At 70.0% G+C, this 20655-nt stretch carries 20 protein-coding genes and 1 tRNA gene; 16 read left to right on the top strand and 5 right to left on the bottom strand.

All coding sequences use genetic code 11. The features are described from left to right. Positions 1-2: 2 nt before the first annotated feature. On the top strand, positions 3-2753 hold the full coding sequence (locus tag OG496_RS25290) for a penicillin acylase family protein (RefSeq protein ID WP_405972505.1): 2751 nt from the start codon (positions 3-5) through the stop codon (positions 2751-2753). Positions 2754-2810: 57 nt separating this feature from the next. Here the strand turns inward: OG496_RS25290 and OG496_RS25285 are convergent, their stop codons facing one another. Further along, positions 2811-3392, bottom strand: coding sequence for a 5-formyltetrahydrofolate cyclo-ligase (locus OG496_RS25285; protein WP_405972504.1), 582 nt, complete (start codon positions 3390-3392; stop codon positions 2811-2813). 132 nt (positions 3393-3524) lie between these two features. On the opposite strand from OG496_RS25285, the gene galU reads away from it, so the two are divergent. From galU to OG496_RS25250, 7 genes are all read left to right on the top strand, one after another. Next, positions 3525-4427: a UTP--glucose-1-phosphate uridylyltransferase GalU gene (gene galU / locus OG496_RS25280; protein ID WP_366496916.1), complete on the top strand. Its 903-nt coding sequence runs from the start codon at positions 3525-3527 to the stop codon at positions 4425-4427. A gap of 5 nt (positions 4428-4432) precedes the next feature. Continuing rightward, positions 4433-5755 (top strand): gephyrin-like molybdotransferase Glp, encoded by a 1323-nt coding sequence (gene glp / locus OG496_RS25275; RefSeq protein WP_405972503.1) that lies wholly within the window; start codon positions 4433-4435, stop codon positions 5753-5755. Between the two features lie 62 nt (positions 5756-5817). Next, complete coding sequence (gene moaC, locus OG496_RS25270; RefSeq protein WP_405972502.1) at positions 5818-6330, top strand: cyclic pyranopterin monophosphate synthase MoaC; 513 nt, start codon at positions 5818-5820, stop codon at positions 6328-6330. Further along, a complete protein-coding gene (locus tag OG496_RS25265; RefSeq protein WP_405972501.1) occupies positions 6327-6857 on the top strand; it encodes a molybdenum cofactor biosynthesis protein B in 531 nt (176 codons plus the stop codon). Before moaC ends, OG496_RS25265 begins: the two co-directional genes overlap by 4 nt. A gap of 20 nt (positions 6858-6877) precedes the next feature. Beyond that, positions 6878-7492: a GNAT family protein gene (locus tag OG496_RS25260; RefSeq protein WP_366496920.1), complete on the top strand. Its 615-nt coding sequence runs from the start codon at positions 6878-6880 to the stop codon at positions 7490-7492. Between the two features lie 216 nt (positions 7493-7708). Beyond that, a complete protein-coding gene (gene glpR / locus OG496_RS25255) occupies positions 7709-8986 on the top strand; it encodes a gephyrin-like molybdotransferase receptor GlpR (RefSeq protein WP_405972500.1) in 1278 nt (425 codons plus the stop codon). Between the two features lie 61 nt (positions 8987-9047). Beyond that, positions 9048-9121 (top strand) — tRNA-Ala (locus OG496_RS25250). Positions 9122-9239: 118 nt separating this feature from the next. Here OG496_RS25250 and OG496_RS25245 read toward each other — a convergent pair. Beyond that, positions 9240-10289, bottom strand: a complete 1050-nt coding sequence (locus OG496_RS25245; RefSeq protein ID WP_405972499.1) for a sensor histidine kinase — start codon at positions 10287-10289, stop codon at positions 9240-9242. 285 nt (positions 10290-10574) lie between these two features. Then, the gene (locus OG496_RS25240; RefSeq protein WP_405972498.1) at positions 10575-11234 is read right to left on the bottom strand and encodes a response regulator transcription factor; all 660 of its coding nucleotides are present in this window, start codon (positions 11232-11234) and stop codon (positions 10575-10577) included. A 226-nt stretch (positions 11235-11460) separates the two neighbouring features. On the opposite strand from OG496_RS25240, the gene OG496_RS25235 reads away from it, so the two are divergent. From OG496_RS25235 to OG496_RS25220, 4 genes are read left to right on the top strand one after another with little or no spacing between them, the layout of a single operon-like run. Beyond that, positions 11461-11982, top strand: coding sequence for a hypothetical protein (locus OG496_RS25235; protein ID WP_405972497.1), 522 nt, complete (start codon positions 11461-11463; stop codon positions 11980-11982). Beyond that, complete coding sequence (locus OG496_RS25230) at positions 11979-13109, top strand: peptidoglycan-binding protein (RefSeq protein ID WP_405972496.1); 1131 nt, start codon at positions 11979-11981, stop codon at positions 13107-13109. Before OG496_RS25235 ends, OG496_RS25230 begins: the two co-directional genes overlap by 4 nt. Then, the gene (locus OG496_RS25225) at positions 13106-13783 is read left to right on the top strand and encodes an ABC transporter ATP-binding protein (RefSeq protein ID WP_405972495.1); all 678 of its coding nucleotides are present in this window, start codon (positions 13106-13108) and stop codon (positions 13781-13783) included. Before OG496_RS25230 ends, OG496_RS25225 begins: the two co-directional genes overlap by 4 nt. Next, the gene (locus OG496_RS25220) at positions 13780-14979 is read left to right on the top strand and encodes an ABC transporter permease (RefSeq protein WP_405972494.1); all 1200 of its coding nucleotides are present in this window, start codon (positions 13780-13782) and stop codon (positions 14977-14979) included. Before OG496_RS25225 ends, OG496_RS25220 begins: the two co-directional genes overlap by 4 nt. Before the next feature lie 77 nt (positions 14980-15056). Here the strand turns inward: OG496_RS25220 and OG496_RS25215 are convergent, their stop codons facing one another. Then, the gene (locus OG496_RS25215) at positions 15057-15533 is read right to left on the bottom strand and encodes a GNAT family N-acetyltransferase (protein ID WP_405972493.1); all 477 of its coding nucleotides are present in this window, start codon (positions 15531-15533) and stop codon (positions 15057-15059) included. A 113-nt stretch (positions 15534-15646) separates the two neighbouring features. On the opposite strand from OG496_RS25215, the gene OG496_RS25210 reads away from it, so the two are divergent. Further along, positions 15647-16450, top strand: coding sequence for an exodeoxyribonuclease III (locus tag OG496_RS25210; RefSeq protein ID WP_366496929.1), 804 nt, complete (start codon positions 15647-15649; stop codon positions 16448-16450). Here OG496_RS25210 and OG496_RS25205 read toward each other — a convergent pair. Next, on the bottom strand, positions 16438-17082 hold the full coding sequence (locus tag OG496_RS25205; RefSeq protein ID WP_366497077.1) for a MerR family transcriptional regulator: 645 nt from the start codon (positions 17080-17082) through the stop codon (positions 16438-16440). The genes OG496_RS25210 and OG496_RS25205 overlap by 13 nt on opposite strands. Before the next feature lie 183 nt (positions 17083-17265). Here OG496_RS25205 and OG496_RS25200 point away from each other — a divergent pair, with 183 nt between their 5' ends. Genes OG496_RS25200 through OG496_RS25190 form a run of 3 tightly spaced genes read left to right on the top strand, consistent with a single transcriptional unit; the run spans position 17266 to position 20614 of the window. Further along, positions 17266-18795 (top strand): flavin-containing monooxygenase, encoded by a 1530-nt coding sequence (locus OG496_RS25200; protein ID WP_405972492.1) that lies wholly within the window; start codon positions 17266-17268, stop codon positions 18793-18795. Further along, positions 18792-19718, top strand: a complete 927-nt coding sequence (locus OG496_RS25195) for an alpha/beta fold hydrolase (RefSeq protein WP_405972491.1) — start codon at positions 18792-18794, stop codon at positions 19716-19718. The genes OG496_RS25200 and OG496_RS25195 overlap by 4 nt, the downstream gene beginning before the upstream one ends. Further along, positions 19715-20614 carry an SDR family oxidoreductase gene (locus tag OG496_RS25190; RefSeq protein WP_399395774.1) on the top strand — a complete coding sequence of 300 codons (900 nt, stop codon included), beginning with the start codon at positions 19715-19717 and terminating at the stop codon, positions 20612-20614. The genes OG496_RS25195 and OG496_RS25190 overlap by 4 nt, the downstream gene beginning before the upstream one ends. Positions 20615-20655: the final 41 nt, after the last annotated feature.

The raw sequence follows: 20655 nt of genomic DNA, 5'->3' as shown, positions 1-20655 counted from the left end.
CGATGCCCCCCAACACCACCGCCTCATCGGGTCATAAGCCCGGCAAGTCCGGCAGGAAAAAGGGGCGCAAAGCCCGTCTACTGGTGCTTGTTCTGGTAATGGCCATCATCGGGGGCATCGCCTACGGCGCGTACTGGTCGATCAGCACGGTCCGTGCCTCCCTTCCGCAGACCACGGGCTCGATCACGCTCGACGGCCTGTCGGGGCCCGTCGACGTCAAGCGCGACAGCTACGGCATCCCGCAGATCTACGCGTCCTCCGACGCGGACCTGTTCATGGCGCAGGGCTACGTCCAGGCGCAGGACCGGTTCTACGAGATGGACGTGCGGCGGCACATGACCGCCGGGCGGCTGTCCGAGATGTTCGGCAAGAGCCAGGTCAAGGACGACGAGTTCCTGCGCACCCTGGGCTGGGACCGGGTGGCTCAGAAGGAGTACGACACCACGCTGTCGGCCTCCACGAAGAAGTACCTCCAGGCGTACGCCAAGGGAGTCAACGCCTATCTCCAGGGCAAGGACGGCAAGGACATCTCCCTGGAGTACGCGGCACTCGGTTTCGAGAACGACTACAAGCCCGAGAAGTGGACCCCGGTCGACTCGGTCGCGTGGCTCAAGGCGATGGCCTGGGACCTGCGCGGCAACATGAAGGACGAGATCGACCGCGCCCTGATGACCACCCGCCTCGGCCCCCAGCAGATCGCGGACCTGTACCCGGAGTATCCGTACAGCCGCAACCAGCCGATCGTCACCGAGGGCGAGTACGACGAGTACACCAAGACCTTCGACGGCGGTGACAGCTCCTCCAGCACGTCCACGAGCGGCACGACGGGCTCGACGTCGTCCTCGTCCGGTTCGGCCCTCACGAGCCAGCTGGCGGGCCTCTCGGACGTGCTGGACGACCTCCCGACGGCCGTCGGCGTGAACGGCCAGGGCATCGGCTCCAACTCCTGGGTCGTCGCCGGGAAGAACACCATCACCGGCAAGCCCCTCCTGGCCAACGACCCGCACCTGGAAGCCTCCCTGCCGTCCGTCTGGTACCAGATGGGCCTGCACTGCCGCGCGATCTCCAGCAAGTGCCAGTACGACGTCAGCGGCTACACCTTCGCGGGCATGCCCGGCGTCGTCATCGGCCACAACCAGGACATCGCGTGGGGCATGACCAATTCCGGGGTCGACGTCACCGACCTCTACCTGGAGAAGCTCTCCGGCGACGGCTACCTGTACGACGGCACCACGAAGCCCTTCACGACCCGCACGGAGACCATCAAGGTCGCCGGCGGCGCGTCCAAGAAGATCGTCGTCCGGGAGACCACCAACGGACCGCTGCTCTCCGACCGCGACGACGAACTCGTGAAGGTCGGCAAGAAGGCCACCGTCGACACCGCGGCACCCGACAGAGGCGACGGCTACGGCATCGCCCTGCGCTGGACCGCCGAGGACCCAGGCACCACCATGGACGCCGTCTTCGCCATCGACAAGGCGTCCGACTGGAGCGAGTTCCGCTCCGCGTCCGCGAAGTTCGACGTGCCCTCGCAGAACCTCGTCTACGCCGACACCAAGAACAACATCGGCTACACGCTGCCCGGCAAGATCCCCACGCGCGGGAAGGGCGACGGCTCGCTGCCGGTGCCCGGCTGGGACTCCAAGTACGACTGGACGGGCTACATCCCGCAGGCCGCCCTGCCGTACGAGTACAACCCGAAGCGCGGCTACATCGTCACCGCCAACCAGGCCGTGGTCGACAAGGACAAGTACCCGTACACGCTCACCACGGACTGGGGCTACGGCACCCGCAGCCAGCGCATCACCGATCTGATCCAGTCGAAGATCGACGGCGGCGGCAAGATCTCCACCGACGACATGCGGCAGATGCAGCTCGACGACAGCAGCGAGATCGCCAAGCTGCTCGTGCCCAAGCTGCTGAAGATCGACGAGCCCGACCCGGACGTGCGCGAGGCGCAGAAGCTCCTGGAGGGCTGGGACTACACCCAGGACGCCGATTCGGCGGCGGCCGCCTACTTCAACTCGGTGTGGCGCAACATCCTCAAGCTCGCGTTCGGCAACAAGCTGCCCAAGGAGCTGCGGGTCGAGGGCCAGTGCCTGTTCGTCTCGCCGGTCGACACCACCGGTCCCGCCGACGAGGACAACCAGAAGGTGCGCGAGTGCGGCGAGCGTGACGCCGACGAGGCCCAACCGGACGGCGGCGACCGCTGGTTCGAGGTCGTCCGCAAGCTCATGGACGACCCCACCAGCGACTGGTGGAAGACCCCCAAGTCGTTCAACCGCCCGGGTGCGAGCAACATGAACCAGCTGTTCAAGCGCGCCATGATCGACGCCCGCTGGGAGCTGACCGCCAAGCTCGGCAAGGACATCGACACCTGGAGCTGGGGCCGGCTGCACCGCCTGTTCCTGAAGAACCAGACCCTGGGCGTCGAGGGCCCATCCATCGTCCAGTACGTCCTCAACCGCGGCCCCTGGAAGCTCAGCGGCGGCGAGGCCACGGTCAACGCGACCGGCTGGAACGCGGCCGGCGGCTACGGAGTCGTCTGGGTGCCGTCGATGCGCATGGTGGTCAACCTCGACGACTTCGACAAGTCCAAGTGGATCAACCTCACCGGAGCCTCCGGGCACGCCTTCAGCGCGCACTACACCGACCAGACCAGCAAGTGGGTCAACGGTGAGCTGCTGCCCTGGTCGTTCTCGTCCAAGGCGGTCGACGGCAGCACGAGCGACACTCTGGTGCTGAAACCGTGACTCGTTGAACAACCGGACAACCCGAAATGGCCCTCCACGCACGCGTGGAGGGCCATTTCAGTTCCCCGCGAACCGCCGCGCACCCGAGGGCGTCACGACCGCCCGTACCGGCCGGTCGTGCGCCTCCGTGGGTACGTGCTCGACGACCTCGGAGTCGTACAGCAGCACCACCAGCGCGGGGTGTACGCCCGCCCGCTCCAGCCGCGCCAGCACGCGGTCGTACGACCCCCCGCCGCGCCCCAGGCGCATCCCGCGCCCGTCGACCGCCAGACCAGGCAGCAGGACGACGTCGGCGCCGGTCACGGCGTCCGGGCCGAGCCGCTCGCCGGACGGCTCCAACAGGGCCATCTTTCCGCCGTGTCGGACCCGCGCGAGCGAGTCCTCGCCGTCGTAGGAGCCCCAGTCCAGGTCGTTGTCCGGGAGGAGCGCGGGGAGGAGGACGTCGACGTTCCGCGCGCGGAGTGCGGCCAGGAGTGCGAGCGTTCCGGGTTCGCTCCCGACGGAGACGTACGCCGCCACCGTGCGCGCGTGCGCCAACTCGGGCAGTTCCAGGGCGCGATCGGCGAGCGCGACGCCGGCCTCCCGCACGTCATCGGCCGTCAACCTGTTCCTCACCGTGAGGAACTCTCGTCGCAACATTCGCTTGTCAGGCTCGGTTTCACGACCTAGGTGACGCACAGGTCCCACCCGTATCCTTCCTAATGTGCTCATATGAGAGCGTTTTAACCGGAGCCACAGATTCTGCACAAAGGCACCGGATAAGGTTCGGGCATGACTCAGTCGCACCCCAGGATCAGCAAGGCTGTCATCCCCGCAGCCGGTCTCGGCACCAGGTTCCTGCCGGCCACGAAGGCAACTCCCAAGGAGATGCTGCCGGTCGTGGACAAGCCCGCGATCCAGTACGTGGTCGAAGAGGCCGCGTCGGCTGGGCTCGACGACGTCCTCATGATCACCGGACGCAACAAGCGCCCCCTTGAGGACCACTTCGACCGCAACTACGAGCTCGAATCCGCCCTCCAGAAGAAGGGTGACGCGAGCCGTCTCGCCAAGGTCCAGGAGTCCAGCGACCTCGCGACCATGCACTACGTCCGCCAGGGCGACCCCAAGGGCCTCGGCCACGCCGTCCTGTGCGCCGCCCCGCACGTCGGCCACGAGCCCTTCGCCGTCCTCCTCGGGGATGACCTCATCGACCCCCGCGACCCCCTGCTCGCACGCATGGTCCAGGTCCAGGAGCAGCACGGCGGCAGCGTCGTCGCCCTCATGGAGGTCGCACCCGAGCAGATCCACCTCTACGGCTGCGCGGCCGTCGAGGCCACCGCGGACGACGACGTCGTCAAGGTGACCGGCCTGGTCGAGAAGCCGGACGCGGCCGACGCCCCGTCGAACTACGCGATCATCGGCCGCTACGTCCTCGACCCCCACATCTTCGACATACTGCGCAAGACCGAGCCCGGCCGCGGCGGCGAGATCCAACTCACCGACGCCCTCCAGCAGCTCGCCACCGACGAGAAGGTCGGCGGCCCCGTGCACGGCGTCGTCTTCAAGGGCCGCCGCTATGACACCGGAGACCGGGGCGACTATCTGCGTGCCATTGTCAGACTCGCGTGCGAACGTGAAGACCTGGGACCGGACTTCCGGGCCTGGCTTCGCAGTTACGTAGCCGAGGAGATGTAGCAACGTTGAGCACCGCCGCGACCCGCACCGCAGGGCCCGACCGCCTCTGGACGGTGGACGAGCACCTGGAGGACATCCTCGCGACCGTCCGCCCCCTGGAACCCATCGAGCTGCAACTGCTCGACGCCCAGGGCTGCGTCCTGGTCGAGGACATCACGGTGCCGGTCTCGCTCCCGCCCTTCGACAACAGCTCGATGGACGGGTACGCGGTGCGGGTCACGGACGTCGCGGGCGCGAGCGAGGAGTTCCCGGCCGTCCTGACGGTGATCGGCGACGTCGCGGCGGGTCAGGCCGAGCCGCTGCACGTGGGTCCGGGGGAGACCGCCCGCATCATGACCGGTGCCCCGCTCCCGCCCGGCGCCGAGGCCGTCGTCCCCGTGGAGTGGACCGACGGAGGCCTGGGCGGCGGTCCGGTCACCGGCATGCGGGCCCGCAGCCAGTCCCCCGAGGGCGCCGGCGGGCACGTGCACGTGTACCGCTCGGCCGAGGCACGCGCACACGTACGCGCGAAGGGCAGCGACGTGAAGGCGGGCGACCGCGCCCTGGACGCCGGCGCCGTCCTCGGCCCGCCGCAGATCGCCCTGCTCGCCGCGATCGGCCGCGGCACGGTCCGCGTACGTCCACGCCCGCGCGTGGTCGTCATGTCCACCGGCAGCGAACTCGTCCAGCCCGACGAGCAGTTGGGCGACGGCCAGATCTACGACTCCAACAGCTTCGCCCTCACCGCCGCCGCCCGCGACGCCGGAGCCATCGCCTACCGGGTCGGCGCCGTCGCCGACGACGCCGAGACCCTCCGCGACACCATCGAGGACCAGCTCGTCCGCGCCGACCTCATGGTCACCACCGGCGGCGTCAGCGTCGGGGCGTACGACGTCGTCAAGGAAGCGCTGTCCTCCGTAGGCGACGAGGACGAGGAGGGCGCCGGGATCGACTTCCGCAAGCTCGCCATGCAGCCCGGCAAACCCCAGGGCTTCGGCTCCATCGGCCCCGACCACATCCCGCTGCTGGCGCTCCCCGGCAACCCGGTGTCGTCGTACGTCTCCTTCGAGCTGTTCGTGCGCCCCGCGATCCGCGCCCTGATGGGCCTGGACGACGTCCACCGCCCGACGACCCGGGCCACCCTCACCACGGACAAGGCGCTGACCTCCCCGAAGGGCCGCAGACAGTTCCTGCGCGGGACGTACGCCGACGGCGAAGTCACCCCCGTAGGGGGCGCCGGATCGCACCTGGTCGCGGCCCTCGCGCTCGCCGACGCGCTGATCGTCGTCCCCGAGGACGTCGAGTCCGTGGAACCCGGCACCGAGGTCGAAGTGGTCCTGCTCGGCTGAGTACTCCTGGTTGGCGGTACCGTGTCGCGCACAACACGCCCGGACCGGGAGCGCCACACAGCATGACTGAGCCTTTCCAGGGGGACACCCCTGGACCCCTTGCGCACGACCGACTGACGCACATCGACGACGCGGGCGCCGCCCGGATGGTCGACGTGTCCGCGAAGGACGTGACCGCGCGCACCGCCACTGCCAGCGGACGCGTCCTCGTCTCGCCCCGCGTGGTCGAACTGCTGCGCGGCGAGGGCGTCCCCAAGGGCGACGCCCTGGCCACCGCCCGCATCGCGGGGATCATGGGTGCCAAACGCACCCCGGACCTCATCCCGCTCTGCCACCCGTTGTCGGTGTCGGGTGTGAAACTGGATCTGTCGGTCGCGGACGACGCCGTACGGATCCGGGCCACCGTGAAGACGACGGACCGCACGGGCGTCGAGATGGAGGCCCTCACCGCGGTCTCCGTCGCCGCGCTCACCGTGATCGACATGGTCAAGGCGGTCGACAAGGGAGCGGTCATCACGGACGTGCGCGTGGAGGAGAAGACGGGCGGCAAGTCGGGCGACTGGAGCCGGACATGACGCCCGACGACACCCTGCCCGCGCGGTACCGGGCACTGGTGGTCACCGCTTCCAACCGGGCCGCCGCCGGGGTCTACGAGGACAAGGGCGGCCCCTTGATCGCCGCCGGACTCAAGGAGTTCGGGTTCGCGGTCGAGGGACCGCAGGTGGTCTCCGACGGCCGCCCGGTAGAGGCCGCCCTGCGCGCCGCCGTAGACGCCGGTTACGACGCCGTCGTCACCACCGGCGGCACCGGCGTCTCGCCCACCGACCGCACCCCCGAGGCGACCCGCGCGGTGATCGACTACGAGGTGCCGGGCATCGCCGAGGCCATCCGGGCGTACGGACGGGAGAAGGTGCCGACCGCGGCCCTCTCCCGTGGCCTGGCCGGAGTCGCCGGGCGCACACTGATCGTCAACCTGCCGGGGTCCACCGGCGGGGTGAAGGACGGCCTCGCCGTCCTGGAGCCCCTGCTGGCGCACGCCGTCGACCAGATCCGAGGCGGCGATCACACCAGACCCGCCGACACCAGTGGGGGTGCGAGCTGAACAGCCCATCCTGGCCCGCCGTGCTGGTGGACGGCGACATCGTCCTGAGGCCGATAAAAGTCCGCGACCAGCGCGTCTGGCGCGACGTCAACCGGCGCAACCGGGACTGGCTGCGCCCCTGGGAGGCGACGATTCCGCCGCCCACCCCCAGCGGGCCGATCGCGCACCGGCCGACCTACCGGCAGATGGTCCGGCATCTCCGCTCCGAGGCGAACTCGGGCCGGATGCTGCCGTTCGTCATCGAATACCAGGGGCGCCTGGTCGGGCAGTTGACGGTCGCCGGGATCACCTGGGGCTCGATGTGCTCGGGTCACATCGGCTACTGGGTGGACGAATCGGTGGCAGGGCGCGGAGTGATGCCGACGTCCGTGGCACTCGTCGTCGACCACTGTTTCCGTGCCGTGGGACTGCACCGCATCGAGGTCTGCATTCGCCCGGAGAACGGCCCCAGCCGCCGGGTCGTCGAGAAACTCGGATTCCGTGAGGAGGGCCTCAGGCCCCGCTATCTCCACATCGACGGCGCCTGGCGCGACCACCTCGTCTTCGCGCTCACCGCGGAAGAGGTGCCCGAGGGGTTGCTGGCCCGCTGGCAGCGGGCACGCTCCCGGAGCACCCCGCACGACAACCCCGCATAACCCGGAGGCGTGGAGACGGCGAAGTCCGGAAGCCCGGAAATGGAATAAGTGTTCGAAAGTGATCGACGGATGACCGTCTTGGGGCAACGAATTCGCCAACTCCGCGGCCTGTTGATCGCATCGGTCACAAAAAAAGCTCGAAATATCAGCCAGATCGTGCGACACACCGGCTCAATTGGCAGATGGCCTCACGCAAACCCCTCTACCGTGTGAGGCGTGAGCAGCAGCGGCCTCATCTACGCAGTCATTGTCGGGGCCTGGGCCGCCTACTTGGTGCCGATGTGGCTCCGTAGGCAGGACGAGCTGAACGAGGCCCGTCCGACGGAACGCTTCAGCACCGCCATCCGGCTGCTGTCCGGACGGGCGGGAATGGAGCGCCGGTACGCCAAGGACCTGCGGGCGCGCTCCACCGAGGAGGAGGAGCCCGGCGCCGTCGTGCCGGACGCCGTCACCGACTCGGTGGACGTCCGGGCCTTCGCCATGCCCCCGGCCCGTCCCCAGGTGCACGCGCCCGTCCGCCAGCAGAGCCAGGAGCGGTCGGAAGCGGCGCGCGAACCCGAGCGTGAGCCGGTCCGCGAACCGGCGCGTGAGCAGGCGTCCAAGCCGGTACCCCAGCAAGCCTCCGCGCCGGCCCAGGCGCCCAAGTCCGCACCCGCGCCTGCGCGCAAGCGGGTCCCGGTCGCGCGGCGCAGCCCCGCCGAGGAGGCCGCGGCGGCGCGCGCCCGGCGGGTGAAGGTGCTCGCGCGCCGTCGACGTACCACCGTGATGCTCTTCCTCGCCTTCACGCTCGGCGCGATCGTCGCGGCGGTCGGCGGGCTCGCCCTGCTCTGGGCGCCCGGTGTACCGGCGATCCTGCTCAGCGGGTACATCGCCTACCTGCGCGCCCAGGAACGCCGCCGCTTCGCCTACCAGATGGACCGGCGCCGGGCCGAGGTCGCCGCGCAGCGACTGAGGGAACGTCAGCCGCGTCGGCGCGCGTCCGTGGACGCCGGGATCGACGACGCCGAGGAGGGCCCGGAACCGGAGACGGACCCCGGGCTGTCCGCGCTCGCCGCCGACCGTCGCGCCCTCGTCGAGCAGACCGACCACGCCGAGTGGGTCGACCAGCAGCGCGAGCGGCAGCGTCGGCCGGGCCAGGGCGACAGTTGGGACCCGGTACCGGTACCGCTGCCGACGTACGTCACCGCGCCGGTCGCACCGCGCGCCACGTCCGACGTGGACCTCGGGGCGCCCGACGCGTGGAGCTCGGCCCGCTCCAGTTCCGTAGCGCCCGAGCAGGAGGCGCAGTCCGCCGCGCGGGACGACCGCGATGCCCGGGACGACCGGGACGCTCGGGACGAGGACGCGGAGGACCTGTCGGAGGACAAAACGACGGCGGACGGCCGCACCGACGCCCGTCGCGCCGCCTCCGCCCGCCGCGCCCGCGAGCGGGGCCGCACGCCCCTGTTCGATCAGTACGAGGACGGCGAACGGCCCCGCGCAGCCAACGAGTGACCAGGCAAGGAACGGATTTCCAAGCACCCTGACGGGGATGCTAGAGTTTCACTCGTTGCAAGGGCCTGTGGCGCAGTCTGGTAGCGCACCTCGTTCGCATCGAGGGGGTCTGGGGTTCAAATCCCCACAGGTCCACCGCAATGACTGTTCTTGAGCTGGCTCAGGGGTAGTTGACGAGATCCCGTCCGATCTGTTGATCGGGCGGGATCTTTGGTTTTCCGGGGGTTGTACGCACCCTTCGAGGCCGTGCCGATCACCGAGACCTTGTGGTGGCCTCCCCTGTACGGCGCCGGTCCCGCACACCTCTGGCCAGGCGGCCTGTCCGCCGAGCGCCGGGTGACGGAACGCGAGGCGATTCATGGAGTGGCGGCCCCGGATGGGCAGGTTCATGCGCGAAGTGGACTTCGATCGTGAGTCCACCGACTGCGCGGGGCGTCGCCGTAACCGTGGCTGCGTGGGCGTCGGCGATCGACTGGACGATGGACAGGCCGAGGCCGTGTCCGTCGATGCTGGTGCGGTCCGGGGCGAGCCTGCGGAACGGCTCGAAGAGGGCATCGACCCGGTCGGGGTCGACGAGTGGGCCGGTGTTGGTCACGGTCAGCCGGTCTTCTCCGGCGTGGACGGTGACGTCGCCCTGGGGGTGGTTGTACTGGATGGCGTTGCGTACGAGGTTGGAGACCAGTTGCTTGAGCAGCGCCGGGTCACCGCTGACGGTCAGGGGCTCGATGTGCGTGGAGACGTTGACGGCGTTCTCGTCCGTGAGTGAACGCAGTTCGGATACGGCCTGGGCGACCAGCACGGAGACGTCGGTGTCCTGGACCTGATCGAGTCCGCGGTCGCTGCGCGCGAGAACCAGCAGCGCGGCGACGAGTCTCTCCGCGGAGCGGTTGGCGGTGAGCAGTTCCTCGCGGACCTCGGCGAGGCCGTACGGAAGCGGATCCGCGAGGCCCACCTCGATGCTGGTGCGCTGGACGGTCAGGGGGGTGAGTAGTTCGTGGGAGGCGTTCGCGACGAAACGGCGCTGGCCGGCGAAGGACTTCTCCAGCCGGTCGAGCATGGCGTCGTAGGTGTCGGCGAGTTCCCGCAACTCGTCGTCAGGTCCTGAGAGCCGCAGCCGCTCATGGAGGTTCTCCCCGCTCATCCTGCGGGCGGCCCGGGTCACCTGGCGCACAGGACGCAGGGCACGGCCCGCCAGCCACCAGGCCGTGGTCCAGGACAGGACTGCCATGAGGACCAGCCCGACGGCAGGCCACAGGATCAACTGCCGCAGCGCCGCGTCCTGGAGTTTCTTGGTGACCTCCATGTGCATGAGGTCTATATCCGGGTTTGCTCCGGTATGCGCTCCGGTCGATGAGGTGCGCCCCGATGCCGGCTGCGAGGTGTCCGTCGGTGGCGAGGTGGTCGCCGCCGGTCCCACCATCCGTTATCTTGAGCCCCGATGCCTCCGCCATGGTTCCGTGCCGCGCGAGCAGCGCGACCAGGACCAGCACCGCGGCGCCCACCAGGAAGCAGATCGAGGCGAAGGCGGTGGCCAGCTTGGCGCGGAAGGTCAGCCGGCCGCGCGGGACGGTGCGCGGCCGCGGGCGAGTCAGCACAGCCGGTAACCCGTTCCCGTGTCGGTGGAGATCACGCCACTTCCTCCGATCTTGGTGCGCAGTCGGCTGACGGTGGCTCGCACCGCGCTGGTACGCGAGTCGAGGTTCTCGTCCCAGACCCGGTCCAGGAGTTCGCGGTGGGTGACCGGTTCGCCCCGGGTCTCCAGCAGGAACTCCAGCACCGCGAATTCTTTGGCGGTCAGTTCGACGGCGCGGCCGTGAACGAGCACCTCGTGGCAACTTCGATCCATTTCGATCCCTTTGTGTCGCAGCGGCGCCACCGGAAGAGCGGTCACCCGTCGGCTCAACGCCCTTACCCGGGCCACGAGTTCGGAGAATTCGAAGGGCTTCGTGAGGTAGTCGTCCGCACCGAGGTGATCAAGGCCGTAGACCTTGTCCTCCGGTAAGCCGGCCGCTGTCAGCATCAGGATGCGCGGAGGATCCCTGAGCTCGCCCAGCCGGCGGCAGACCTCGTCACCGCTCAGCACCGGCAGATCGCGGTCGAGGATGATCACGTCGTAGTCGTTGAGCAGGCACTGCCGCTCGGCCATGTCCCCCGACGAGGCAACGTCGACGGCCATGGCTTCACGGCGCAGGCCGGTGGCGATCGTACGGGCCAGGACGTGGTGGTCCTCGGCGATCAGAACTCTCATGGCGCGTTGGTTCCTTGCTCTCTCGCGGGGGCGCGCAACGGTGACCGACGTAAGGGAAGCAGGCGGATCAGGCGGTTGCCCGGTCATCCAACCAGGAGCGCGATTGCAGGGGGATAAGCGTCGGCACGAAGCCGGCCCGACCCTGCGTGGTCCTTATCTCCCTGTAAACGGCGCCCTGTTGTCCTACGGGGACATTGCCTTCCCACCCATCCCTGTGAGGTTCCCGATGCCCACCCTGTCCACTGTTCCGTGGACCCGCGCCGTCCTCGCGGCCGGCGCCGCGTCGCTGGTCCTGGTCCTGTCGGCGTGCGGCGCGCACGACTCCGGCGACGACGTCGCCAGTGCCAAGGGCAGCAAGACGCCCACTTCCAGCGCCTCCGCGAAGAGCAAGGACGCGCAGAAGGCCCGGCTGAAGTTCGCGGCCTGCATGCGCAGCAACGGCGTCGACATGGCGGACCCCGGCGCCGACGGGACGAAGCTGACCATGCCCAGCGACCCCGCGAAGTTCAGCAGCGCCGTCGAGAAGTGCAAGCAGTACATGCCCAGCGCCGATGGGAAGGGCCCCGTCGACAGCGCTTCGGCGGACGCCCAGGCGCTGAAGCTGGCACGGTGCCTGCGCGGCAAGGGAATCGACGTGCCGGACCCCTCCGCGGACAAGCCGTTGAACATCCCCGACGCCGAGTCGCAGAAGACTCAGGACGCCATGAAGGCGTGCGGGGGCGGGGTTTCCGGAAGGGCCGGCCAGTGACCGCCCTCGACAGGGCCGCGGCGCCGCCGCAGGACGACGCCACCCGCCGTCCCGGCCGCCGAAGGCGCCTGACCACCTGGGCCGTCGCGGCGGTCGCGATCGCGGTGATCGGCAGTGGCGCGCTCTACGCGGTGGCCGCCCCCGGCCGGACGATCGCGGCCACCACCGACAGGCCGAAGGAGAGCACCACCACGGTGACCCGGCAGACCCTGGTCAACTCCCAGCAGGTCGACGGGACCCTCGGCTACTCCGGTTCCACCACCGTCAGCGCCCAGTTGCCGGGCATCGTCACCGGCCTGCCCGGCCTCGGCCGCACCGTCACCCGAGGCCACACGCTGTACAGCGTCGACGAGACCCCGGTCGTCCTGATGTACGGCTCCGGCCCGGCCTACCGCGAGATGAGACCCGGCGACGAGGGCCAGGACGTACGGCAGTTGGAGGCCAACCTCCAAGCGCTGGGCTACGACGGCTTCACCGCCGACGACACCTATACCGCCGCCACCGCGAGGGCCGTCGAACGCTGGCAGAAGGACCTCGGGCTGCCGACGGGCGAGCGGACCGGAACCGTCGCGCTGGGCCGGATCTTCTTCGCGTCCGGAGCACTGCGGATCAGCGCACACAAGACCCCGGTCGGCTCCGGTCCCGCACCCGGAACGCCGGTACTGGACGCCACCTCGGACAAGAGGCAGGTGCACGTCGACCTCGACGTCGGGAACCAGTCGCTCGCGAGGAAGAACGAAAAGGTGACCGTCTCCCACCCGGGCGGCAGGACCGTCCAGGGCACGATCACCTCGGTCGGTACGGTCGTCACGGTGACCCCGGGCACCAACGGCAGCTCGGACAGGTCCACCATCGGCGTCGACATCGCGCTCGACAGCGCTGACGCCGGGGCCTACACCCAGGCGCCGGTCACCGTCGGCCTGCGGACCGCCGAGAAGAAGAACGTGCTCACGGTGCCGGTCACCGCGCTGCTGGCACTCAGCGAGGGCGGCTACGGCGTCGAAGCCATCGGCTCGGGCGGACGGTCCACCATCGTCCCCGTCACCCTCGGCATGTTCGCCGACGGCAGGGTGGAGGTCAGCGGCCAGGGCCTGGCGGCCGGCACCGAGATCGGGGTCGCCCAATGACCGGCCCCCTGGTGGAACTTCGCGAGGTCGGTCACGTCTACCCCGGCGGAACCAGAGTGCTGCACGACGTGTCCCTGCGCGTCCGGCACGGGGAACTCCTCGCGATCGTCGGCCCGTCCGGCTCCGGGAAATCCACCCTGCTCAACCTCATCGGCACCCTGGACACGGCCACTTCGGGCACCGTGACCATCGCCGGCCACGACATCGCCACTCTCAAGGAGCGCCAGGTCTCCGCGCTGCGGGCCCGCGCCATCGGTTTCGTCTTCCAGCAGTTCTTCCTCGCTCCTTCGATCAGCGCCCTGGACAACGTCGCCGACGGCCTCCTGTACGCCGGCGTGGCCCGCGGGCAGCGCCGCGCACGCGCCGAGCGGACGCTGCGCAGGGTCGGCCTCGGCCACCGCCTGGACCACCGCCCGCACGAACTGTCCGGGGGCGAGAAGCAGCGCGTCGCCATCGCCCGCGCGGTCGTCGGAGACCCACCGCTGCTGCTCGCCGACGAGCCGACCGGCGCCCTGGACACCACCTCGGGGGCATCGGTGCTGGAACTCCTGCGGGAGCTCAACACGTCCGGCACCACCGTCGTCCTGATCACCCACGACCAGGAGCTGGCCGCCTCGCTCCCGCGCCGGGTCCGCGTCCTCGACGGCCGGGTCGACGAGGAGGTGAGGTCGTGAGCTCCGGGCAACTCGTCCCCCACCGCCTCGGTCCCGCCGACACCGTGCGCGTCGGCAGCGCGGGCCTGCGGGTCCGCCCGGCCCGAGTGGTGCTCTCCGCCCTCGGCATCGCGATCGGGATCGCCGCCATGGTCGCGGTGATCGCCATCTCCTCCTCCAGCCAGGCTGCCTTCAACGCCCGGCTCGCCTCCGTGGGCACCAATCTGCTCACCGTGACCCCCGGAAAGGACTTCCTCGGGAAACCGGCCCCGCTGCCCGAGAGCTCCGTGGGCATGGTCGAACGCATCGCTCCCGTCGACTCCGCCTCGGCCACCGGCAGCGTCGACGACGCCCATGTCTACCGCAACGACCACATCCCCCAGGACGCCAGCGGCGGCATCGGCGTCCTCGCCACCGGGCTCGACCTCCCCACGACAGTCGGTCTGCACCTGGCGGCCGGCACCTGGCTCAACGCCGCGCAGGCCCGCTACCCGACCGTCGTGCTGGGCGCCACCACGGCCGAGCTCCTCGGCATCACCCACCCCGGCAACCGGATCTGGCTCGGCGGCCAGTGGTTCACCGTCACCGGCATCCTGCACAAGGCGCCGCTCGCGCCGGAGCTGGACACCTCGGCCCTGGTCGGCTGGGACGCCGCGAAGCGCCTGCTCGGCTTCGACGGCAGGCCCACCCAGATCTACCTCCGCAGCGCGGACAGCAAGGTCGGCCAGGTCCGCGACGTCCTCGCGGCCACCGTCAACCCCGAGAACCCCAGCGAGGTCACCGTCTCCCGACCCTCCGACGCGCTCACCGCCAAACAGGCCGCCAACAACGCCTTCACCAGCCTGCTGGTCGGCATCGGCGGCATCGCCCTGCTCGTGGGCGGCGTCGGCGTGGCCAACACCATGGTCATCGCCGTCCTGGAACGACGCGGCGAGATCGGCCTGCGCCGTTCCCTGGGTGCCACCCGCGCCCAGATCCGCACCCAGTTCCTGACCGAGTCCGTACTGCTGTCCACCCTCGGCGGAGCGAGCGGCGCCGCACTGGGCGCCGTAGCCTCGGCGGGCTACGCCGTCTATCAGGGCTGGCAGGTCGTCATACCCCCGTGGGCCTTGGCAGTCGGTGTCGGCGCCACGATCGCCATCGGTGCCTTCGCCGGCCTCTGGCCCGCCGTCCGCGCCGCCCGCCTCGCTCCCCGAGAAGCCCTCTCGAGCCCGTAGCGGGCCATCGGCGAACCCGATGAGTCGCCCCGCGGATCACGGGACCTGAACGACACCGCCGAGGGAGTCGCAAGGGCTCACAGCGCCTTCGCGAAGCACCGGCTGTCGTCGTGGAAGCGGTAATGGCCGAACTTCACGCAGGGCTCGTAGTCGCTGGACGTGTAGAGGGCGATGGCCTCCGGCTGCTTGGTGCCGGTCTCCAGGACCATGCGGGTGCGGCCGGCCGTGCGGGCGTCCTCCTCCAGGGCGGCCAGCATGCGGCGGGCGAGGCCCAGGCCGCGGGCCTGCTCGATCACGTACATGCGCTTGAGCTCGGCGTCGCCGTCCTCGTTGCCCTCGCCGTTGGCGTCCTGGGAGCGCCAGCCGCCGGTGGCCACGGGGTCGTCGTGCTCGTCGTACGCGATGAGGTACACGCCGTTCGGCGGGGTGAAGTCCGACGGGTCCAGGACCGTGGCGTCGCCGCCGTCGCCGTAGCGGTCGTGGTACTCCGCCTGGACCTGGTCGTTCAGCTTGACGGCGTCGGGGTGGTCGAACGGGACGGGGCGTATATTCATGCCGAGTATCGTACTTCTATGCGAAGGGAGGGTCTGCGGAGTTCTGTGCGGGCCCGTGAGGGTCTGCTCGGGGCGGATCTGGACTCCGTCCAGTGTGCCGGTATTGTGCCCGAGTGCTCACTGTGACCTCTGCCAATGTGAACGGACTGCGGGCCGCCGCGAAGAAGGGCTTCGTGGAGTGGCTCGCGGAGACCTCCGCCGATGTGCTCTGTCTGCAGGAGGTGCGGGCCGAGCCGGAGCAGTTGCCGGAGCACGTCCGCACCCCCGAGGGCTGGCACGTCGTGCACGCCCCGGCCGCCGCCAAGGGCCGCGCCGGTGTCTCCCTCTACACCCGCCGCGAGCCGGACCGCGTCCAGGTCGGCTTCGGATCGGCCGAGTTCGACGGGAGCGGTCGTTACGTCGAGGCCGACCTCCCCGGTGTCACGGTCGCCAGCCTCTACCTGCCCTCCGGCGAGGTCGGCACCGAGCGGCAGGACGAGAAGGTGCGCTTCATGGGTGAGTTCCTCACCTATCTGAAGGGGCTGCGTGAGCGGGCCGCCGCCGACGGGCGCGAGGTCGTCGTCTGCGGCGACTGGAACATCGCCCACCAGCCCGCCGACCTCAAGAACTGGCGCGCCAACCAGAAGAGCTCCGGCTTCCTGCCGGAGGAGCGGGAGTGGCTGAGCAGCGTCTTCGACGCGGAGGACGGGGCGTATGTCGATGTCGTGCGCGCCCTGCATCCGGACGTGGAGGGGCCGTACTCCTGGTGGTCCTACCGGGGGCGGGCGTTCGACAACGACAGCGGATGGCGGATCGACTATCACGTCTCGACGGCCGGGCTCGCCGCCAAGGCGGTCAAGGGGTATGTCGAGCGCGCGGCCACGCATGACGAGCGCTGGTCGGACCACGCGCCCGTGACGGTGGTCTACGACCTCTGAGGTCCCTGGTCGCCGCCGGCCTGGAGTCGGCGGTCCATCGCCATCGAGAGTTCCGCCTCTACGACGCTCTTCGCCAGCGGTCGTAGGCGTTGCAGGTCCTCCGCCGTGCGGTCCTCGGAGATGACCAGGTCGGTGAAGAGCTCGGCGAGGGCGTCCGTGTGCGCGCGGACGCGGCGGCCCGCGCTGAGGACGTCGGCGAGGGGGATGCCCTCGCGGACCAGCGCGGCCGTGACGTCGAGGAGGCGGCGGCTGATGTGGACGATCTCGCCGCCGTCGGTGCCGAGGTAGCCCAGTTCCAGCGAGGCGGCGAAGTTCTCCGGGGTCGCCTGGTCGCCGAAGTAGTCGGCGAGGGCCTCCGGGGTGAGCCGGACCGGCGTCTCCTCGGTGGGAGCGCCGAGGCCGAGCAACTCGCCCACGTTGCGGCCGTGGTCGAAGGCCTCGGCGAGTTCCGCGATGCCGTTGAGGGTGTGGCCGCGCTCCAGGAGCGCCGAGATCGTGCGCAGGCGGGCCAGGTGCGTCTCGTCGTACCAGGCGATACGGCCCTCCCGGCGCGGCGGGTGGATGAGTTTGCGCTCGCGGTAGAAGCGCAGGGTGCGCACCGTGATGCCGGCCTCCTCGGCCAGTTCCTCCATGCGGTACTCGCGCTTCTCCGCCTGTTCCGCCCGTTCCGCCTTCTCCGCCACGCCCGCACCCTACGTCGTACCCCCGGTAACTTTCCTTGTCCCGACCCCTACCCATGAGTAAGAAGCTGCCCTACGCTCCGATTGCGCCAGTGTTCACTGGCGCGGTCGCGTGGGTCGTATGGAGGGCGCGGGATGACCGAACACGAGCACGAGTACGAACGCGAGCATGTGCGGGTGGCGGTGATCGGGTCAGGGTTCGGCGGGCTGGGGGCCGCGGTGCGGTTGCGGCGCGAGGGTGTCACCGACTTCGTCGTCCTGGAGCGCGCCGACAGCGTGGGCGGCACCTGGCGGGACAACAGCTATCCCGGCTGCGCCTGCGACGTACCGTCCCATCTGTACTCGTTCTCCTTCGCGCCGAACGCCGACTGGCCGCGCACCTTCTCCGGGCAGGAACACATCCGTGCGTACCTGGAGAACGTCGCGGACGTCTTCCGGCTCCGGCCCCACATCCGCTTCAACTCCGAGGTCAAGATGATGACTTGGGACGCGGAGCGGCTGCGGTGGGACATCGAGACCACCGGCGGTTCCTACTCCGCCGACCTCGTCGTCTCCGCCACCGGCCCGCTGTCCGACCCCAAGGTCCCGGACGTCCCGGGGCTCGACTCCTTCCCCGGCAAGGTCTTCCACTCCGCGCGCTGGGACCACGACTACGACCTGCGCGGCAAGCGCGTCGCGATGGTCGGCACCGGCGCCTCCGCGATCCAGATCGTGCCGGCGATCCAGCCCGACGTGGAGCGCCTCACCCTCTTCCAGCGCACCCCGCCCTGGGTGATGCCCCGCGTCGACCGCCCCATCAGCGCCGCCGAACGCGCCGTACACCGCGCACTGCCCTTCACCACCCAGCTACGGCGCGGACTCCTGTGGGGCATACGGGAGTTGCAGACCCAGGCCTTCACCAAGCGGCCCAACGAGCTTGTCCTGGTGGAGCAGTTGGCCAAGAAGAACATGGCCCGCGCCATCAAGGACCCGGCGCTGCGCGCCAAGCTCACCCCCGACTACCGCATCGGCTGCAAGCGGATCCTGCTCTCCCGCGCCTACTACCCGGCCCTCGCCCAGCCCAATGTGGACGTCGTGGCAAGCGGGTTGAGCGAGGTCCGCGGTTCGACGGTCGTCGCGGCCGACGGCACCACGGCCGAGGTCGACGCGATCGTCTTCGGCACGGGCTTCCACGTCACGGACATGCCGATCGCCGACCGGGTCGTCGGCGCGGACGGGCGCACGCTCGCCGAGGCGTGGCAGGGCGGAATGCAGGCGCTACGAGGGGCCTCCGCGGCAGGGTTCCCGAACTGGATGACCGTCATCGGGCCCAACACCGGCCTCGGGACGTCCTCCATGATCCTGATGATCGAGTCCCAGCTGAACTATCTCGCCGACTACGTACGGCAGTTGGACGTCCTGGGCGGCCGCGTCGCCCTCGACGCCCGGCCGAGCGCCGTGAGCGCGTGGAACCGGCGCGTGCAGGACCGTATGAAGCGCACGGTGTGGAACACGGGCGGCTGCACGAGCTGGTACATGGACGCGTCCGGCCGCAACACCACCATCTGGCCCGGGACCACGGCCGAGTTCCGCAAGGCCACCAGGCGAGTCGACCTCACGGAGTACGAGGTCGCGCGAGCGCAGGTCAACAAAAAGACCGAGCAGGCGGAGGTGGCGAGCGCGTGAGCCGTCTCATGCACGTTGCCTCCGGGCCGTACGCCCCGCCCGTCCCCGCCCGCGAACTCGCCGTCACCTCGGCCGACGGCTCCCGGCTGCATGTCGAGGTGCACGGTCCCGAGGACGCGCCCGCCGTCGTCCTCGCGCACGGCTGGACCTGTTCCACGGCCTTCTGGGCCGCGCAGGTACGGGACTTGGCGGTCGACCACCGGGTCATCGCCTACGACCAGCGGGGTCACGGGCGCAGTCCGGTGGCCGTCGCGCACAGTACCGACGCGCTCGCCGACGACCTGGAAGCCGTACTGGAGGAGACGCTCGCGCCCGGGGAGAAAGCCGTGGTCGCGGGGCACTCCATGGGCGGGATGGCCGTGCTGGCGGCGGCCGGGCGGGCGGGGTTCCGGGAGCACGCGGTGGCCGTTCTGCTGTGCAGTACGGGGAGTTCACGGCTGGTCGACGAGTCGCTGGTGGTGCCGATGCGGGCCGGGCGGATGCGGACCCGGCTGACCCGGAAGATACTGGGGACGCGGGCACCGCTCGGGCCGGTCACGCCGACCGCGCGGCGGATCCTCAAGTACGGGACGATGGGCCCTGGTTCGGCCCCGCACATGGTCGAGGCGTGCGCGCGCATCGTGCACGCGTGCCCGAGGGCGGTGCGGTACGCGTGGTCGCGGGTGCTTGATTCGCTCGATCTCGACGACGGCGTACGGGAGTTGGCGGTGCCGACGGCTGTCGTCGTCGGGACGGCGGACCGGTTGACGCCGCCGGTGCATGCGCGGGCGTTGGTCGCCGCGCTGCCCAACTGCATCGGGATCACCGAACTTCCCGGGCTCGGTCATATGGCGCCCGTCGAGGCGCCGGAGCTGGTCAGCGCGAAGATTCGTGAACTGGTCGCTATATACGTGGAGTTCGATCAGGTTAAGGAGGGCGCATGAGCAGCAGGGTCAGCCTGGAAGGGCAGGTCGCGGTCGTGACCGGGGCCGCGCGGGGTGTCGGTGAGTTGCTCGCCCGCAAACTCTCCGCGCGCGGAGCCAAGTTGGCGCTGGTCGGGCTGGAACCCGATGCGCTGAAGCAGGTCTCCGAGCGGCTGCACACCGACAGCGACCACTGGTACGCCGACGTGACGGACCACGAGGCGATGGCCCGGGTCGCGGCCGAGGTGAAGGAGCGGTTCGGGAAGGTCGACATCGTCGTCGCCAACGCGGGCGTCGCGAACGGTGGGCCTTTCCTCGACTCCGATCCGGTCGCGTGGCGGCGGGTGATCGAGGTGAATCTGATCGGGTCCGCCGTGACCGCACGGGCGTTTCTGCCCGTGCTGATGGAGAGCCGGGGGTATCTGCTGCAGATCGCCTCGCTGGCCGCGATCACGCCGGCGCCGATGATGACCGCGTACTGCGCGTCCAAGTCGGGGGTCGAGGCGTACGCGCACAGTCTGCGGGCCGAGGTCGGTTACAAGGGCGTACGGGTCGGGGTCGGGTATCTGTCGTGGACCGACACGGACATGGTGCGGGGGGCTGATCAGGACGCGGTCATGCGGGAGTTGAGGGAGCGGTTGCCCTGGCCGTCGAACAAGACGTATCCGCTCGGGCCGGCGGTCGATCGGATCGTCGCCGGGATCGAGCGGCGGTCGAGTCATGTGTACGGGCAGTGGTGGTTGCGGGGGATGCAGGGGGTGCGGGGGTATCTGCCGGGGGTCATCGGGTCGGTGGGGCAGCGGGAGATGCGGCGGTTCGGGGCTCGGTTGGACGGGATGCGGTCGGGGCTTGTGGGGGCGGGTGGGGCGGCGGACGAAGCGGCCCGGGCTACGGCGCGTGTCACGGAGGGTGACTGATCGAAATGCGGGGTTTGTCCTGGCGTGTGAATCTGGTCGAG

It is taken from the genome of Streptomyces sp. NBC_00988 (assembly GCF_045162645.1).
GTDB lineage: Bacteria > Actinomycetota > Actinomycetes > Streptomycetales > Streptomycetaceae > Streptomyces.
Note: the sequence above shows the minus strand (reverse complement) of the source record. Positions and strands in the feature narration are given on the sequence as shown.

Coding starts and splice junctions, on each gene's coding strand:
- OG496_RS25290 (WP_405972505.1), top strand. CDS start 3: ATGCCCCCCAACACCACCGCCTCATCGGGTCATAAGCCCGGCAAGTCC.
- OG496_RS25285 (WP_405972504.1), bottom strand. CDS start 3,392: ATGTTGCGACGAGAGTTCCTCACGGTGAGGAACAGGTTGACGGCCGAT.
- galU (WP_366496916.1), top strand. CDS start 3,525: ATGACTCAGTCGCACCCCAGGATCAGCAAGGCTGTCATCCCCGCAGCC.
- moaC (WP_405972502.1), top strand. CDS start 5,818: ATGACTGAGCCTTTCCAGGGGGACACCCCTGGACCCCTTGCGCACGAC.
- OG496_RS25265 (WP_405972501.1), top strand. CDS start 6,327: ATGACGCCCGACGACACCCTGCCCGCGCGGTACCGGGCACTGGTGGTC.
- OG496_RS25245 (WP_405972499.1), bottom strand. CDS start 10,289: ATGGAGGTCACCAAGAAACTCCAGGACGCGGCGCTGCGGCAGTTGATC.
- OG496_RS25240 (WP_405972498.1), bottom strand. CDS start 11,234: ATGAGAGTTCTGATCGCCGAGGACCACCACGTCCTGGCCCGTACGATC.
- OG496_RS25235 (WP_405972497.1), top strand. CDS start 11,461: ATGCCCACCCTGTCCACTGTTCCGTGGACCCGCGCCGTCCTCGCGGCC.
- OG496_RS25225 (WP_405972495.1), top strand. CDS start 13,106: ATGACCGGCCCCCTGGTGGAACTTCGCGAGGTCGGTCACGTCTACCCC.
- OG496_RS25215 (WP_405972493.1), bottom strand. CDS start 15,533: ATGAATATACGCCCCGTCCCGTTCGACCACCCCGACGCCGTCAAGCTG.
- OG496_RS25205 (WP_366497077.1), bottom strand. CDS start 17,082: ATGGAGGAACTGGCCGAGGAGGCCGGCATCACGGTGCGCACCCTGCGC.
- OG496_RS25200 (WP_405972492.1), top strand. CDS start 17,266: ATGACCGAACACGAGCACGAGTACGAACGCGAGCATGTGCGGGTGGCG.
- OG496_RS25190 (WP_399395774.1), top strand. CDS start 19,715: ATGAGCAGCAGGGTCAGCCTGGAAGGGCAGGTCGCGGTCGTGACCGGG.